Below are 16,516 nucleotides of genomic sequence, written 5' to 3'. Positions count from 1 at the left end.
TCTGCACTGCTGACTCGGGGAGCCATTCGACGTGTATCTAAAAAGCCTGACGCTCAAAGGCTTTAAGTCGTTTGCCCAGCCGACTACTTTCGCCTTCGAGCCCGGAGTCACCTGTGTGGTGGGACCGAACGGTTCGGGTAAGTCCAACGTGGTTGATGCCCTCGCCTGGGTTATGGGTGAACAGGGTGCAAAGACCCTGCGCGGCGGCAAGATGGAAGACGTCATCTTCGCTGGAACCTCCACCCGCGGCCCACTAGGCCGCGCAGAGGTTCTGCTCACCATCGACAACACAGATGGTGCACTTCCCATCGAATATTCCGAAGTCACCATAAGTAGAACTTTGTTCCGTAACGGCTCGAGCGAATATGCCATCAATGGTGAGAACTGCCGTTTGCTCGATGTGCAAGAACTCCTATCCGACTCTGGTTTAGGTCGAGAAATGCACGTCATCGTCGGTCAGGGTCGTCTCGACAACGTGCTCCAGGCAAGCCCAGAAGATCGTCGTGGCTTCATCGAAGAAGCTGCCGGAATTCTCAAGCACCGTCGACGCAAAGAAAAGACCGTGCGCAAGCTTGAAGCGATGCAAGCAAACCTCACCCGATTGACAGACCTTGCTACCGAAGTTCGTCGCCAGCTCAAGCCACTGGGACACCAGGCCGAGATTGCGCGTGAAGCACAGAGTATTCAGGCAGAGGTGCGCGATGCTCGCGCACGTATCCTGGCTGATGATGTTGTTCAGTTGCGCACCACACTTGATGCTCACAACAAGACCGAGTCTGAGCGTCACAGCGAACGCATTGTGTTGCAGGAACAGCTTGAGCGAACCATGTTGCGCGTGCGCCGCCTCGAAGCAGATCAGAGTGCTGATGATGTTGAGTCTGCGCGGAAGACCGTCTTTGCGCTGGAGTCCATTCAGGAACGTTTGCGTGGTCTCTACAACCTGGCCAATCAGCGCTTGGCTCTGCTTGGTGCTGACACCGATCAACAGCCTTTAGGTTCTGGTGTTAACCAGGCAATGATCGAGGGTGCTGAATCCGAAGTTGAGGTCATGCGAGGCATCGTTACTGCTGCCGAAGCCGCCTGGCAAGCATCACAGCAGGCCACTGTAGTGGCCCGTGAAAAGCTGGACTCGATTGACGAACAAATCTCAGCACAGTCTGCACTGGTCTCTCAGCACGATCTTGAACTGACCACACTGCGTGGAAAGAAAGAAGCTGCAGATTCAGCTTTGGCCGCAGTTCGTGGTGAAGTGCTGCGTCAGCAGAACGCACTGGATGCGGCAACCGAGCGTAAAGTTTCTGCTCAAGAAAACTTGGCACAGGTTGAATCTGACTCTGCTGACACCACCGCAGGAGAAACTGGACTCAACGACGCTTATGAAGCTGCGCAAGCAGCGGTTGTGGAAGCAGATGCCACCATCGATCGCCTGCGTGATGAGCTCCACACCCTCGAGCGTGAGCGCGATGCTCTTCAAGCTCGCACTGGTGCACTCTCGATGGCGCTAGATCAAAAAGATGGTTCTTCGGCCCTGGTGAAAGCCAAACTCTCCGGTATTCGTGGACTTGTTGCAGAACACATTCAGGTTAAGACCGGTTACGAAGCCGCTATTGCTGCTGGCTTGGGTTCCCTCTCTGACGCAGTACTGGCCGATGACATGGATGCCGCCATCTCTGCGCTGGCCAACGTGGATCGCGATGATCTGGGGCGCGTAGAAATTGTTGTTGCAGCCAAGCCAGGAAAGTCGTCACTGTCATTACCTTCTGTGGCCGGTGTTGTTCCAGCGGCAGACGTCGTCACTGGTCCTGAAGGAGTACTGGCATTACTCGCCGCAACTGTCATTGCTGATGATCTCGATGCTGCCCGGGCAGCGTGGAAGCAAGGCCTTGATTCAGCTGATGCCAATGTGACGATCATCACCAAAGCTGGTGAAGTACTCACACGATTTGTGTTGCGTGGTGGATCTGGTTCTAAGCAGAGCCGTATTGAGCTCGTTTCTGACCGTGATGCAGCGCAGAAGCGACTGGATGAAGTTGTGGGCCTAATCGATAAGGCACGACTAGAACTGGCAGACCAGCGCGGAGTTGCCCAGGTTGCCAAGGAACGCTCAACCGCATCCCTTGCTGCCTTGCGTGAATATGATTCACAGCTGGCAGCCCGCTCTGAAGCACTCAACCGTGCTCGCGTGCAGGTTGAAGCAGCCATTGCAGAATCTGAGCGTTTGAGTGCGTCACTTGCTTTGGCTGCCTCCTCGGTGGAAGAAGCAGAGCAGAATGCCCATCGTGCCACAAGCGAACTGGAAGCTGTTGAATCCAGGCCACGCCCCATCTTGGATGTTTCTGCTCGAGATGAACTCTTTGCTGAGTTGGAACAGGTTCGAGAGCAAGAAGTTCAAGCCCGTCTTGAACTAGAAACTGCGCGCGAACGTGTTCGTGCAGAAGAACTTCGTGTCGAGGGTCTGCGCCAGCAGCTTGAAGCTGATCGTGCTGCGGCAGAAGAAGCAGCACGTCGTGCTGTTGTTCGCCGTCGCCAGATTGATGCCGCTGCTGGTGTTGCTGATGCTCTGCCTGCGGTGTTGGATTCGGTAGATCGATCAGTTGCCGAGGCTCGCGTCCTTCTGGCGCAGCGTGAAGCTGACCGCGCAGCACAAAACCAGGAACTGGTTTCGCTGCGCCAAGAAGAATCACAACTTCGTGAACGTCTGCACTCCATTACCGAGAACGTGCACGGCCTCGAGCTGCAGATCTATGAAAAGAAGATGCACCTGTCAGCACTGCTCGAGCGTGCAGGAAATGAACTAGGACTTGTCGAGGATGTCCTCATTGCCGAATACGGCCCTGAGGTTCCCATTGCTATTCCAGTAGAGGTTGATGCGCCTGCAGATGCAGAGCCAGAAACTAAGCCCTACAACCGTTCCGAACAGCAGACCCGCCTGGAGAAAGCAGAGCGTAAGCTCGGTCAGCTTGGCCGTGTGAACCCGTTGGCACTGGAAGAGTTTGCCGCGCTGGAACAGCGCCACACCTTCCTCACTGAGCAACTCACTGACCTCACCAACACCCGCAAGGACTTGATGACGATCATTGAGGAAGTCGACACCACGATGCAGTCGGTGTTCCAGGCTGCCTTCGATGACACCCAAGCAGCATTTGCTGAAGTATTCCCCATCCTCTTCCCCGGTGGTTCAGGAAGCATTGCGTTGACCAACCCTGATGACCTGCTCACCACCGGTATTGAGGTCATGGTCAAGCCTGCGGGTAAGAAGATTGACCGCCTGAGTCTGCTCTCTGGTGGTGAACGATCGCTTGCAGCTGTTGCACTGCTGGTGGCCATTTTCAAGGCTCGCCCTTCGCCGTTCTACATCATGGACGAGGTCGAGGCAGCTCTTGATGATGCCAACCTGGGACGTCTGCTGGCGATCTTTGAAGACCTGCGTAACTCCAGTCAGCTCATCGTGATCACTCACCAAAAGCGCACGATGGAAATCGCAGATGCCCTCTATGGTGTCTCGATGCGCCAGGACGGTGTCTCTGCTGTGGTGGGTCAGCGCGTGTCGGCAACGGAGAACACGCCAGCTGCCTAGCGACACACATCATGACTTCACCCGACGACAACACGCGCATCACCGCCAACGATGACACTGTCATCGGCACTGATGCCAGTGATGACACCATCATTCGTGTTCCCATCGAGGAAACTGTGGTGGGTTCTGTTGAGGTGATTGACACCACAGTCATCGACACCGTGGTGCCCGATGATTCAACCGTGATCACCCGTGATGACACGGTTGTTCCCGAAAGCACAACTGATGAATACAACACCATCTTGCGCTCCATGCTGGACACTTCCGAGAGCGTTCGTGCACTGATTGAAGAAATCGATGATGACGATCTTGAGGGCAGTGATGCAGGTATTGGCGAACCTGCTCCCGAGCAGGTTTCTCGCTTTCGACTGCGACACATTAACGGAACCAAGTATTTACTGACCACCCCGGTCATTTTGGGTCGCCTTCCATCCGCACCACTGCGTGGAGAACAGGGAGTCTCACTGGTTGTTCTGGCTTCGCCAGAAGGTGTCGTATCTTCCACGCATGCCCGTGTTGAGGCAGTGGGAGATGTGGTCGTGGTGACAGATCTGCGCTCAACCAATGGCACGCGCGTGATCATCCCAGGTAAGCCCACAATCTTGCTTGCTCCCGGAGACTCGATGGCACTGGCTGTGGGCGCGATTATTGACCTCGGTGACGGTAATAGACTTGAAGTTCTTGGTTAGCCGTATTCACCGCGGTTGTAACCCCGTTTTCTTGGAGATTTTCCTGTGACTGCCCTTGGCCAGAACTCGACCGGCACGACTGTTGTCGACACGAGTACCGGTGCGAGCGTCACCCTGTCATGGGCTGCTGGCACTGATGTGGGAAACCACCGTGCCAACAATGAAGACTCCTATGCGATTGCCTGTCCCGTCTTTGCTGTTGCAGACGGCATGGGTGGACACAGTGCTGGAGATATTGCCAGCGACTGTGTTGTTCAACGCATTGCAGGCCTAGAAAAGCCTGGTTTTGCAGATCTCGATGCCCTCGAGATGGCCTTGGCGATGTCGGTCGTGGATCTGCGCAACAAACTCACCGAAGATCAGCAGGGTGCTGGAACTACGGTCACCGGTGTTGCGCTGGTGCAAGAAGGCCCACAACTGCAGTGGGCAGTATTCAACATTGGTGACTCTCGCGTGTATGTGAAGTTGGAAGACACCTTCCAGCAGGTGACGGTTGATCACTCCGTAGTGCAGCAGCTAGTGGATGCCGGAACAATCACCAAGGAAGAGGCGGATTACCACCCACACGCCAACGTGATTACTCGTGCGGTGGGCATTATTGACGAGCCCATTCCTGACTATGTTGCTCTCCCTGTTGTTCCTGGCATGCGTTTGCTGCTGTGTTCTGACGGGCTCACCAAAGAGCTCACAGATGTCGGAATTGAACACTTCCTTACCAACTCAGCAACCGTCGAAGATGCGGTCAACGAGTTGATGAATGCTGCATTGACCAACAGCGGCCGCGACAACGTCACCCTGATTGTGATCGACGTTATTGCGGTCACGGTGGGGCACACCGAATCCTCAGTTTCACCTGCCTAAACTTCAATTGCGCTGAATTTACGGCGTTATTTGCGTTGAGTTTCGTATGAAGCTCACCCAGGGCGAAGAAGGTGGTGGCAGATGTCGAGAAGACTCCCCGCAACCCCGCCTGTTCTCTCCGGATTCACCTTCGTTCGAGTCCTCGGCTCGGGTGGCTTTGGTGATGTTTTTCTCTATGAGCAACAGCTCCCTCGGCGAAATGTGGCGATCAAAGTCCTGTTGCCCGAGGTGGTCAACCCTCGCGTTCGCGACATGTTCCAATCTGAAGCTCAGCTGATGTCTCAGCTGAGCACTCATCCCTCCATCTTGAGTGTGTTTGAGGCAGGGGTGAGTTCGGATGGCAGGCCATATCTCGTCACCGAAGTGTGTGTGGGTGGCTACGGTGAACGCTTCCGCGCTGAAACGATTCCTGTTTCCGAAGCTTTGCGCACCGGTATTCGTATCGCTGCCGCCTTAGAAACCGCGCACCGAGCTAATGTTCTACACCGCGATATCAAGCCCGGCAACATTCTGGTGACGGCCTATGGCCACCCTGTGCTCAGTGACTTCGGTATTGCCTCGTCTGTGTATCTGGGGGATAACTCCACCGCTGTCGGATTGTCAGTTCCGTGGTCTGCTCCGGAAGTGATTCGAGAAAGCACCACTGGGTCGACAGCTTCAGAAATCTGGGCGTTGGGTGCAACGGTGTATTCCCTGCTGGCAGGTCGCTCACCCTTTGAAGTTCCTGGCAAAGATAACTCTCCGGGGCACTTGGCGGGGCGTATCCTGAAATCCAAGCCGACACCGATTGGCCGCGGTGATGTTCCAGCGAAGCTGGAAGAAGTGCTCACCAAGGTGATGAGTAAGAACCCAATTGACCGGCCACACTCGGCTCTCGAGTTTGCTCGCCAGTTGCAACAGGTTGAAACTTCTCTGGGTCTGGCCCAAACACCTATCGACGTGGTGGGGGATGAGTGGGGTTCTAGCGCGATTGTGATCAATGAGAACGATCGAACAGCACTCACCCCTCTCGATGCTCATGCCAACCCAGGCTGGCGTCGCCAAGGATATAACTCCACTCCTGCCCTGCGTGATGAGTTGACTCTCGTGGCTGCCAAGCGTCGACGCAAGCTGTTGATCAGCGTTGCCACAGCAGCAGTGGCAGTTGTTGCCATCGTCACTGTTGTTCTTGCACAGGTGGCGGGATAGTCATGTTTCGCTCCTGGTTGACCCGCATTCTGGGGGACACCGTGCCTGGACGTTCTGTGTTGAGCCGCACGGTGATCAAGTGGACTGCGGCAACAAGTGTGTTGGCACTGCTGATCATTGGTGCAATTGTGGCCACGGGTTATCAAGCACAACGCGTGAATCTTGATGACGGTGCGGTGTGGGTCACCAACGGTGACAAGCAGGCAATTGGGCGAGCAAACACCAAAGTTTTTGAACTCAACACCGTATTGACCACCGACTCCAGTCAGATGGATTTGGTGCAAAACGCCTCACACGTATTTCTGATCAATGATGCAACCAGGTCATTAGACGTGGTTGACCAGACAACTGGTGAAGTTTCTGAAAGCATTCCACTTCCGGCAGATGTGACCTATGCTGCACTTTCTGGTGAGAATGTGATCTTGCATGCGCCAAGCACCGGTGATGTGTGGGTAATTCCCGCAGCTACTATCACCAACTTTGATGCCCAGACTCAGCCCGCCAACTTCACCGTGGGAGCAGATTCGGTTGTGGCGGTCAATGACGCAGGACTACTTGTGGGGGTCAGTGCAAAGACGAACACTCTCTCCACCATCAACACCTTGACCTCTGTCACTCCTGAAAGCTCTGCGATCGACGCCACGCTCACCAAGGGCAAGGTTCAGATCACGCTGGTGGGACAACGCTGGGCAGTGCTCGATACTCAAAATGCACAGCTCATTACTGCAGGGCGAGTAATCCAGCTCAGTGCAACCTCCACGGAACTGTCTCAAGCCCAGATGCAACTACCCAGCACTGTGGGCGTGAACGCCAACTCTACTGAGTCGACAACTGTTTCTGGAACCAGCTCTGTGCTGTTGGCGCTGAGCTCAGGTCTCACCGCACTCAACCTGGATAACGGCGATAGCACTGTCATCACGGCAGCAAATGGACGCCCAGCGGCACCGCTGATTTCAGGGGATTGCGCATATGCTGCGTGGTCAGGTGGCACGGTGTGGTCCACCTGTGGCGCGCAAGCAAACCGCGTGGAAAACGCAGAGTCGATGGCTGGTTCTGCCGAACTCACGTTCCGCACGAGCGATGGCGTGATTGCGCTCAATGACTCCCTCAACGGCCTTGTCTGGGCGGTCCAAGGCGGTGTTCGCCTGATCGACAACTGGGATTCTTTGTTAGCTCAGCAAGCACTTGAACAACAGGTTGTTCAAACCAACAATGCTGATTCGCCAGAGTATGACAAGAATCCTGCACCACCGGTTGCTGTTGATGACGATCTGGGTGCTCGCCCGGGACGAGTGACGTCCCTTCCCGTACTGCTCAACGACTATGACCCCAACGGTGATGCGTTAGTGATCGATTCGATCACGTCGATACCTGCAGCACTGGGGGAAATTTATATCAGCGCAGACCGTAACCAAGTCATGGTTCGACTGGCTCCAGATGCGGCAGGAGCAACCCAGTTCGACTACACCATCTCCGATGGTCGAGGTGGGGAAGCATCGGCAACTGTCACCCTCAACATTCACCCTGATTCTGAAAACTCACCACCTGTTCAGGCCAGACCAACCCGCACCGATGTGGCAATGGGCGGTCAGGTCATTGTCAATGTCTTAGGTGACTGGGTTGATCCCGATGGCGATGCCATCTTTGTTGCTTCTGCAACTACTGAACAGCCTGATTCGCTTTCCTACTCACCTGCTGGTCGAGTCGCCTTCACTGACTCTGGTCGAGGTGGCGGCGGGGCTAAGCAGATCGCCTTGGAAGTTTCTGACGGCCGTGCATCAGGTTTTGGATCAGTCCAGGTCAATGTGAAGGCGGCAGGTCAGGTTCCAATCGTGGCCGAAGCTTTCGCGGTGATTGCTATTCAGGGTCAGCCGCTGAGCATCAACCCGTCTTCCCACATTCGCGGTGGATCTGGGGTGCTTAGCCTTACCGGTGTTCCCGCTGTTCCGGGAATGGATATCGTCACCGACTTCGCCGATTTCTCTTTCTCCGTCACGGCTTCTCGCACCGGTTCAACCTATGTCACCTATGCGGTGACCGATGGTCAGACCACGGGCTCTGGTTTAGTCCGCGTGGATGTGATTGATCCGCCAGAGATCTCTGCTCAGCCCATCACTGCAGCACATGCCGTCTATGTTCCTCTTCAGCAATCACGAACAGTGGACGTGACCGCCACAGACCGCGACCCCGCAGGCGGTGTGCTGGTGGTGACCGGAACAATGAATGTTCCGGTGGAGTCCGGAATACAAGTTGAGATAGTTGATCACCGTTTGGTGCGTGTGACGCTGACCAAACCACTAGATCAGGCAGTTTCCTTCGGATACCGAATCAGTAACGGTATTTCGCAAAGTGAGGGAACCATCACGGTTGTGCAAACACCTGCCCCCACCATCGCGCAAGCACCGGTTGCTGTTCCCGACGTTGTCGCTGTTCGCGTAGGGGACGTCATCACGATTCCGGTCCTCGCCAACGATATTCACCCAGACGGGGGAGAGCTGAGTTTGGCTCCAAACCTAGATCAGGATGTTCCCGCAGGCTCAGGTTTGCTTTTTGTATCTGGAAACCAACTGCGCTTCCTAGCTGGAACCAACCCCGGCACTTACTCTGCTGTGTACCGCGTGAATGCAGATAACGGGCAGTGGGCAAGTGGAACCGTCACGATTGCGGTTCGTGCCATCGATGAAGATACCAACCAGCCACCGACACCACGTGCTGTGACAGCACGTGCCATGTCGGGGCAGACAGTGCGCATCCCCATACCGTTGGTGGGCATTGATCCAGATGGTGACTCGGTCCAGTTCGTGGGACTGGACACCAACCCTGAAAAGGGTTCCATCAGTTCTGTCGGCGCAGATTGGATCGAATATGAAGCCTCGGCCTATGCAACAGGCACAGACCAATTCACCTACTCGGTAGTGGATGCTCTCGGTGCACAAGCAAGTGCCACGATACGGGTGGGAATTGCAGAACCACTTGCCGGTGGTCGCAACCCGGTGGCGGTGGCAGATAACGTTACGGCTAGACCTGGCTACACCGTCTATGTTCGTGCCCTACAAAACGATTCTGACCCAGATGGCCGTCCACTCACACTGGTCACCGTCACCCCACAAGACGACTCCGTCACGGCAGAAATAGTGGGAGACCTGGTCAAGATCACTGCACCGCTGACCCCCGGTCGCTATGGGTTGATCTATGAAATCGAGAACGATATTGCCGGCTCTGCTTCCAACTTCATTACCCTCGATGTTCAAGCTCAGGCACCCTTGGCAAAACCTGTCATCTCAGATGCCGTGGTCAGCTTGACCGACATTCTTGGCCACAACAGTGTGGACGTGAACGTGATGGCTAATGCGTTCTTTGCCGACGGCCCGGTCTCAAGTCTGCGCCCAACCATAGTCAATGGCTATGGTGCTACCGCTCGTGTTATCTCAAGCAACACTGTTCGTGTGCAGGTGTTGGCGCAAAGCCAAATCATCCCCTTTACTGTTGCCCACCCCGATGACCCCAGTGTCACCTCGACCGCATTTATCTGGGTTCCTGGCACGGATGATGCCCTGCCTCAGCGTAAGCGGGGTGTCGCACCACTGACCGTTGTCAGTGAACAGCCTCTGCGAATCAACCTCAATGACTATGTCATTGCTGCATTGGGCAAGAGCGTGAAACTCACAGATGCTTCCACGGTTCGTGCCACACACGCTGATGGATCACGCCTGGTAGTCAATGACACCACTTTGAGTTTCACCAGTGAAGACCGTTACTTTGGTCCGGCCTCCATCTCCTTTGAAGTCACCGACGGGGACTCTGCTACTTCACCCGGTGCTCACACTGCCACGATTGTGCTGCCGATCACCGTGACCCCTCGCGAAAACATGCCACCAGTAATGCTTGGTGCCAATATTGACCTCGAGCCAGGACAAGAGAAGACACTAGATCTCGTTCGTGTCACGCGTTACCCCTACGTAGACGATCAAGACGAACTCGAATACACCGTCAACGGCGCTGGGCAAGGAGTTTCGGCAACCCTCGACGGACAAACGCTCACCCTGAAGGCAAGCAATGATGCGGTCAAGGGTCGCACCGTTCCCTTGACCGTCACGGTGAAAGACAAAGTCTCTGAAGGAACTTCCGGGCAGATCATTATTCGGTTTGTTCCCTCCACCCGCCCACTAGCTATCCCCGTCACCGACAGCATCGTGGCGAAGCGTGGAGAGACACAGACCGTCGATGTGTTGGCTAATGATCAGGCCACCAACCCCTTCCCTGGACAACCGTTGAAGGTCCTCTCGGTGCGAGGTTTGGATGGTGGCAATATCCCTGCCGGTGTCACCGTGACGCCGTCTGCGGATAAGTCCACGCTCACCGTTTCGGTCTCGGCGAATGCAGACCCCAGTGACACAACGTTGCAATATGAAGTAGCTGATGCCACCAATGATCCAGACCGCTATGTCTGGGGAGTGATCAACATTTCGGTGCAAGATGTTCCTTCAGCACCGCAGGCACCCACTCGTGCTGCCGGCTTTGTTTCAGGAACACTCACACTGTCCTGGCCAGCACCAGCTGCAAACAACTCGTCCATCACGAAATACACCGTGGAGAGCGACGGCGGCTATCGCAAGGAGTGCACCTCCACGATCTGTTCACTTGATGGGCTGCCCACCGGACAGCGCTTCCGCTTCACTGTCAGTGCAACAAATGCCATTGGCACGTCGCAGCTGAGCAACTGGAGCGAACCACTCAGTGCTGATGTGGTTCCTGCAGGTCCTGCACAGGTCAACATTTCCACTGCTGCCTATGATTCCGGCCACCCTGAAGGCGGTGGCATCAACGTCTCGTGGAGTGCGGTTGGGACTCCCTCCGGCGGAAGCCCGGTTAATAAGTACGTGGTCACGATCATCGAAGATGGCACCACCGTTCGCGCCAGCTATGACCAGCCCGCGAATGTGACCAGCTTGCCCACCTTGTGGCTCAGCCCAGGACACTCATACGTTGCCCGGGTAACACCACAAAACAATGCCGACACAGATAACTGGAACACCACCAGCTCTGGCTCAATTACCGCTATCGGTGCACCACAGCCGGCAGGTGGCCTGGTGGCCACCCAGACCGGCGCTCAGGGTGAAACAACATTGAGTTGGAATGCTGTGGGTGCAAATGGTGCCAACTCTGTCACCTATTACGTCAAGGGTGGAACCTCAAGCTTCAGTGATGGTGCATGTTTGGCTGGATACCAAAGCGGCGCTACAAATGTGGGCTCAGCTACGTCCTGGAATGACACGTCTTCAAAGAGCGTGGGTAACTACAACTACGTTGTCTATGCAGACAACGGCTTTAGCTGTATTGCACAGACAACCAGTGTCACCATTACGCAGCGTATTCCTGGAGCTGCTTCCTACGACAGTGCTACCTGTCTAGAAATGCCACTGGCAACCCCTGCAGTTACCTGTTCAACCTTGACCAATGGCCGTGACTTCGTCATTCGGGTAGAAAACCCCACAGTTGCTTCCCTGCAGAGCTCGATTCGCACGTGGCAAATCCAGATCGGGAGCAACTGGGTTGATTTGACCGAAGTTGTGGGAGCATCCACACCGACCTATCAAATCGATAAAACCGCCTACTTCCAAGCCGGAGGAAGTTCCGGCACAGGCCAGACTGTTGTTATTCGTGGCTGCACAGCTGCTGGTGACTGCGGTCCAGGTGGTTCCACGTCCAGCGGAACACCTGCCCCCATCTACATTCCCACCCCGTAATTACCGTTCCATCGAAAGGCACAACACATGAGTATGAAACCCGAACAAGCAGCCGGGTTCCAGAAAGTTTTCGACAAGCTGGTCGGAAACGTGGAACAGGTACTCCTGGGCAAAAATCGCACTGTCCGCTTGGCATTCACCGCCATGCTCTCCGGTGGTCACTTACTTCTGGAGGACTACCCAGGAACAGGTAAGACATCGCTTGCTCGAGCGATGGCGCAAAGTGTGCAGGGAAGTCACTCGCGTATTCAATTCACCCCAGACCTTCTGCCCGGTGACATCACCGGTGTGAGCATCTTCGATCAGAAGAAGGGTGCCTTCGAATTCCACAAAGGCCCCATCTTCTCCAACATTGTGCTTGCCGATGAGATCAACCGAGCAAGCCCCAAGACCCAGTCGGCATTGCTCGAGGTTATGGAAGAACACCACGTCACTGTTGATGGTGTGACCCACCCCACCGGTGAACCATTCATGGTGATTGCCACCCAGAACCCCATTGAGCAGGCAGGAACTTACCGACTTCCTGAAGCACAGTTAGACCGCTTCCTCATGAAGGCATCGCTGGGTTACCCCGACCACGCCTCAACCATGCTCATTTTGGAAGGCTCTGCCAAGAAGAAGGCTGCTGAACTCGACGGTGTTGTGCCCGCCGAGATGGTGGTCAAGCTTATTGAGCTGGCCAAGAGTGTTCATGTTGATCCTGAAATCAATGACTATGTTTCACGCATTGTTGAAGCCACTCGTTTTGCGCCTGAGGTTCGTTTAGGTGCTTCAGTTCGAGGTGCATTGGCGTTGATCAGTGCTTCTCGCGTCCACGCTGCATCGCAGGGTCGCCACTTTGTCATTCCTGACGACGTGAAAGCACTCGCAGACTCGGTACTTTCTCACCGCCTGGTGCTCGATCCTGAGGCAGAGTTTGATGGCGTCACCGCCAACAATGTCGTGGGCAAGATCCTGATTGATCTTCCCGTGGGAGCTCCTGCCACCTCATGAATTTTCGCGTCGTCACCTCGAGAGGTTGGGGCTGGGTAATTATTGCCCTGCTCAGCCTTGTCGTTGGTGCTGCGCAGGGATGGATAGAACTGATTGGTTTGGGTTGTGCCGGGCTACTCAGCTTTGGCATCGCCACACTCTATGCACTTTTTAGGCACTCACATGAGGTTTCCTTCAAGCTCGCCCACGAACGTGTAGTGGTCGGAGATGAAGCACAACTCGTTGTGTCAGTTTCTAACCCCACAGGGCACTCCTTAGCTGCCCTGGATGTTGTTGTTCCGGTTGGGGATCAACAGGTGGAAACCCGCGTGGGACGTCTGCGCAAGAGTGCACAGGAAGACATCACACTTCCAGTTCCCACCGAGCACCGCGGCATGGTGCAGGTGGGTCCTGCCCGAGTGATTCGCCAAGACCCTCTGGGTCTTATTTCCCGTGAAGTTGTTCACGGGGGTGTGAAGACTTTGTTTATTCACCCCAAAACCATTGGTTTGCTCAGTATGAGCACCGGTTTTGTGCCCGATTTGGAAGGTAATCCGACCAAAGACCTCACCGATAGTGACCTGTCATTCCATGCCTTACGCGAATACGTTCCCGGCGATGATCGTCGCAACATTCACTGGAAGTCCACTGCCAAAACCGGACAGTTCATGGTGCGCCAGTTTGAACAAACCCGCCGCAGCCACCTCATGATTGCAGTGGACACCCGTCCTGAAACGTTTGCCACCGATGACGAATTTGAGCTCGCCGTCAGCGCGGCAGCGTCGCTAGGTGTTCGTGCGATTCGTGACACTCGTGAACTTTCTGTCCTGGTCAGTGCTCAGGCAAGACCAGTTTCCACAGGTCGATTGAGTGCATTGCGTGAAGCCGCCCGGGAGCTTGCCTCTCGCCGCCGAGAGGAACGAGGTTCTTCTCCGACTCGAATTCGAGCGCTGTCGACAGTTTCCAGGGATCGACTCCTGGATGAGCTCTCAGGGATCCACCTTCAAGAAGGCAGTCCCACCATCGTGGAACTGTCTCGTTTGGCATCCGTGCAAGCTGCGGATGTGTCGATTGTCTTCCTCGTGACCGGCGCGGGAGTTGACTCCAAGACTTTGCACTCTGCTTCGGTTGCCTTCCCCGCTGGCGTTGAAGTTGTGGTGGTGTGTTGTGCTCCAGAAGCCTCTCCGTCCACCCGCCGCATGGGCAGATTGACGGTAGCAACCATTGGTCGCCTCGATGATCTGCAACAACTTCTGGGCAAGCGAATGGCGGTGGCATAGTGAGAGCAATACTTCTGAGCCTCGCCGTCGTGGTTTCTCTGGTTCCGTTGTGGCCGGTTTATCAAGACCCGTACTTTTTCATTGCCCTGGCCGGTGGTGCACTGTTGGGTGGAGTAATCGCGTTGTGGTCAGCGCGCCGTTCGTGGTCGGTGCTGCGCACCGTTCTCACGGCAGTCGCTGCCTACTTGCTGTTCGGAGTTCCTTTAGCGGTCCCGAGCGAAGCCATACTGGGTTTCTTGCCCAGTGTGCAGGGCGAGTTGAGCCTGCTCACAGGAATCATGCTCTCCTGGAAGCAACTGGTCACCGTCATGCCTCCCGTCGGTGCCTATGAGGCATTGCTTGTTCCTGTATTCCTACTTTCCCTCCTCGGCGTGCTGCTCGCGGTGTCGTTGAGCCTGCGTATCAACCGCCAGAAGGGCATTGCCAGCAGCGCTGCACTCGTTCCGGTCATCACCCTCGGCACTGCTATATGGTTAGGTCCCTCGCGCAGTTTTGCCAGCATCGTGGTCACGGTGGGCGTTTTTGTTCTGATTGCGCTCTGGTTTGCGTTGAGCCGAGTCGGTAGTGCCAGCCTGGGTATGCGCGCACTGGGCATTGTTGCCCTCTCGTCGGTAGTTGCCAGTGCGGTTGTGCTCGTAACCCCCATCACCGATCGTTCAGTGTGGCGCACAGAAATAGACCAGCCTTTCGTACTGCAAGATGACACCAGTCCACTGTCGGAATATCGCTCCTACGTCACCGGTGATCTTGCGAACGAAGATTTGCTCACCGTTGCGGGTTTGAGTTCAGGCCAACACGTCAGCCTGGCAACCTTGGATAACTACACCGGCGTTCTCTATTCGGTTGGTGGAGTGGCAGCGGACTTCACAAAATTGCCAGGGTCAATTCCTCTGACTGGCAGCGCGGGGGAGAGCATTACTGCCGACGTCACAATTTCGGGGCTGACAGGTGCGTGGGTTCCGCTCGCGGGTGAGCTCGGTTCTCTGCGTTTCACTGGCAGTGGAGCCCGTGCGCTCACCGATGCGTTCTACTACAGCCGCCCTGCTGCAACTGGAGCAGTAATAACGGGCCTTGCCTCTGGTGATAGTTACCGAACAACAGGCCTTGCTGCCCCAGAAGTCTCCCTTGATGCACTGAGTTCACTCGCGCCAGGAGATGCCATAGTTCCTGCTCCCGCAGTGATTCCCAATGGTCTTGATGCCTTTGTGTCTGTGACATCTAAGGGCAAAACTTCTGCCGGGGAGCGACTCCAAGCATCGCTTCAGGCACTGACCTTTGAGGGATACATCAGCCACGGTGGCCCAGATGAAGTTCCCAGTGCTTCTGGCCACGGAGCAAACCGCATTGCCGCACTCTTCGCTGCCACTCCCATGGTGGGAGACGCAGAGCAATACTCGGCTGCAGCTGCACTCATTGCAACCCAGCTCGGGTTCCCATCGCGTGTGGTGATGGGATTCACGGCACCGGAAGGGGCAGATCCTGCAACGCAGGTCACCTTCACCGGTGCTGACATGACGGCATGGATTGAAATATCTACCACCGAAGGCTGGGTTGCCCTCAACCCTATTCCAGTTGAGCGCCCCATTCCTGAAGAACAGCCTCAAGACCCCACAGAGGTTGCCTTCCCACAAACAGCAGTTGATCCGCCCGCACAAAACGAGCCACAACTGAACGACAACTCTGCTCCCGAAGCGGCAGATGAAGAACAGCCACAGCCCGTAGATCCTGTATTGCAGGCCATTCTTGCCGTGGTTACTGTTGTGGGCTGGACACTGCTCTGGCTTGGACTACTCGCATCGCCACTTCTGGCGATTGTCATCGCCAAGCGTCGACGCCGTGCAGCACGTCTGAATGCAACTGATGCCAGAGAACGCATTACTGGCGCCTGGAGTGAGATACACGACGCACTGATTGACCATGGCGCGTTGATGACTGCCTCTAACACTCGTTTAGAGGTTGCGGCACTGACTGAACTCCCAGCTGCAACTGCCGTTGCAGTATTGGCAGACACTGCCCAGTATTCCTCGGACAGCATTTCTGAAGCTGAGGTCACCAGAGCGTGGTCAGAAGCGGAAAAGGTCATTACTGGCTTAGATGCACAGCTCACCAGGTGGCAGAAAATCCGTGCACGCATCTCTGTGAAATCATTTGGACTATCGTGGGCTCGCTTGACCGAATTGCTGCCCAAGCGCAGGTAGCATC

General features: G+C 55.5%; 8 protein-coding genes. All 8 read left to right on the top strand.

From position 1 onward, the window contains the following. Window positions 1-31 precede the first annotated feature (31 nt). The 8 genes from smc to M2120_RS03215 all read left to right on the top strand — a co-directional run bounded on the left by smc (window position 32) and on the right by M2120_RS03215 (window position 16,512). Window positions 32-3,577, top strand: coding sequence for a chromosome segregation protein SMC (gene smc / locus M2120_RS03250; protein ID WP_280797283.1), 3,546 nt, complete (start codon window positions 32-34; stop codon window positions 3,575-3,577). Window positions 3,578-3,588: 11 nt separating this feature from the next. Beyond that, a complete protein-coding gene (locus M2120_RS03245) occupies window positions 3,589-4,266 on the top strand; it encodes an FHA domain-containing protein (protein ID WP_280797282.1) in 678 nt (225 codons plus the stop codon). Between the two features lie 45 nt (window positions 4,267-4,311). Beyond that, entirely contained in the window at window positions 4,312-5,127 is an 816-nt protein-coding gene (locus tag M2120_RS03240; protein ID WP_280797281.1) for a PP2C family protein-serine/threonine phosphatase, read from the top strand. 81 nt (window positions 5,128-5,208) lie between these two features. After that, window positions 5,209-6,315, top strand: a complete 1,107-nt coding sequence (locus M2120_RS03235; RefSeq protein ID WP_280797280.1) for a serine/threonine-protein kinase — start codon at window positions 5,209-5,211, stop codon at window positions 6,313-6,315. 2 nt (window positions 6,316-6,317) lie between these two features. Beyond that, a complete protein-coding gene (locus M2120_RS03230) occupies window positions 6,318-12,062 on the top strand; it encodes an Ig-like domain-containing protein (protein WP_280797279.1) in 5,745 nt (1,914 codons plus the stop codon). A 27-nt stretch (window positions 12,063-12,089) separates the two neighbouring features. Then, entirely contained in the window at window positions 12,090-13,055 is a 966-nt protein-coding gene (locus M2120_RS03225) for an AAA family ATPase (protein WP_280797278.1), read from the top strand. Continuing rightward, window positions 13,052-14,314 carry a DUF58 domain-containing protein gene (locus M2120_RS03220; protein ID WP_280797277.1) on the top strand — a complete coding sequence of 421 codons (1,263 nt, stop codon included), beginning with the start codon at window positions 13,052-13,054 and terminating at the stop codon, window positions 14,312-14,314. Before M2120_RS03225 ends, M2120_RS03220 begins: the two co-directional genes overlap by 4 nt. Beyond that, window positions 14,314-16,512 (top strand): transglutaminase domain-containing protein, encoded by a 2,199-nt coding sequence (locus tag M2120_RS03215; RefSeq protein WP_280797276.1) that lies wholly within the window; start codon window positions 14,314-14,316, stop codon window positions 16,510-16,512. The genes M2120_RS03220 and M2120_RS03215 overlap by 1 nt, the downstream gene beginning before the upstream one ends. The last annotated feature ends 4 nt before the right edge of the window (window positions 16,513-16,516 follow it).

This window comes from Aurantimicrobium minutum (assembly GCF_029893825.1).
GTDB lineage: Bacteria > Actinomycetota > Actinomycetes > Actinomycetales > Microbacteriaceae > Aurantimicrobium > Aurantimicrobium minutum_C.
This window is presented reverse-complemented; position numbering and strand designations above follow the sequence as displayed.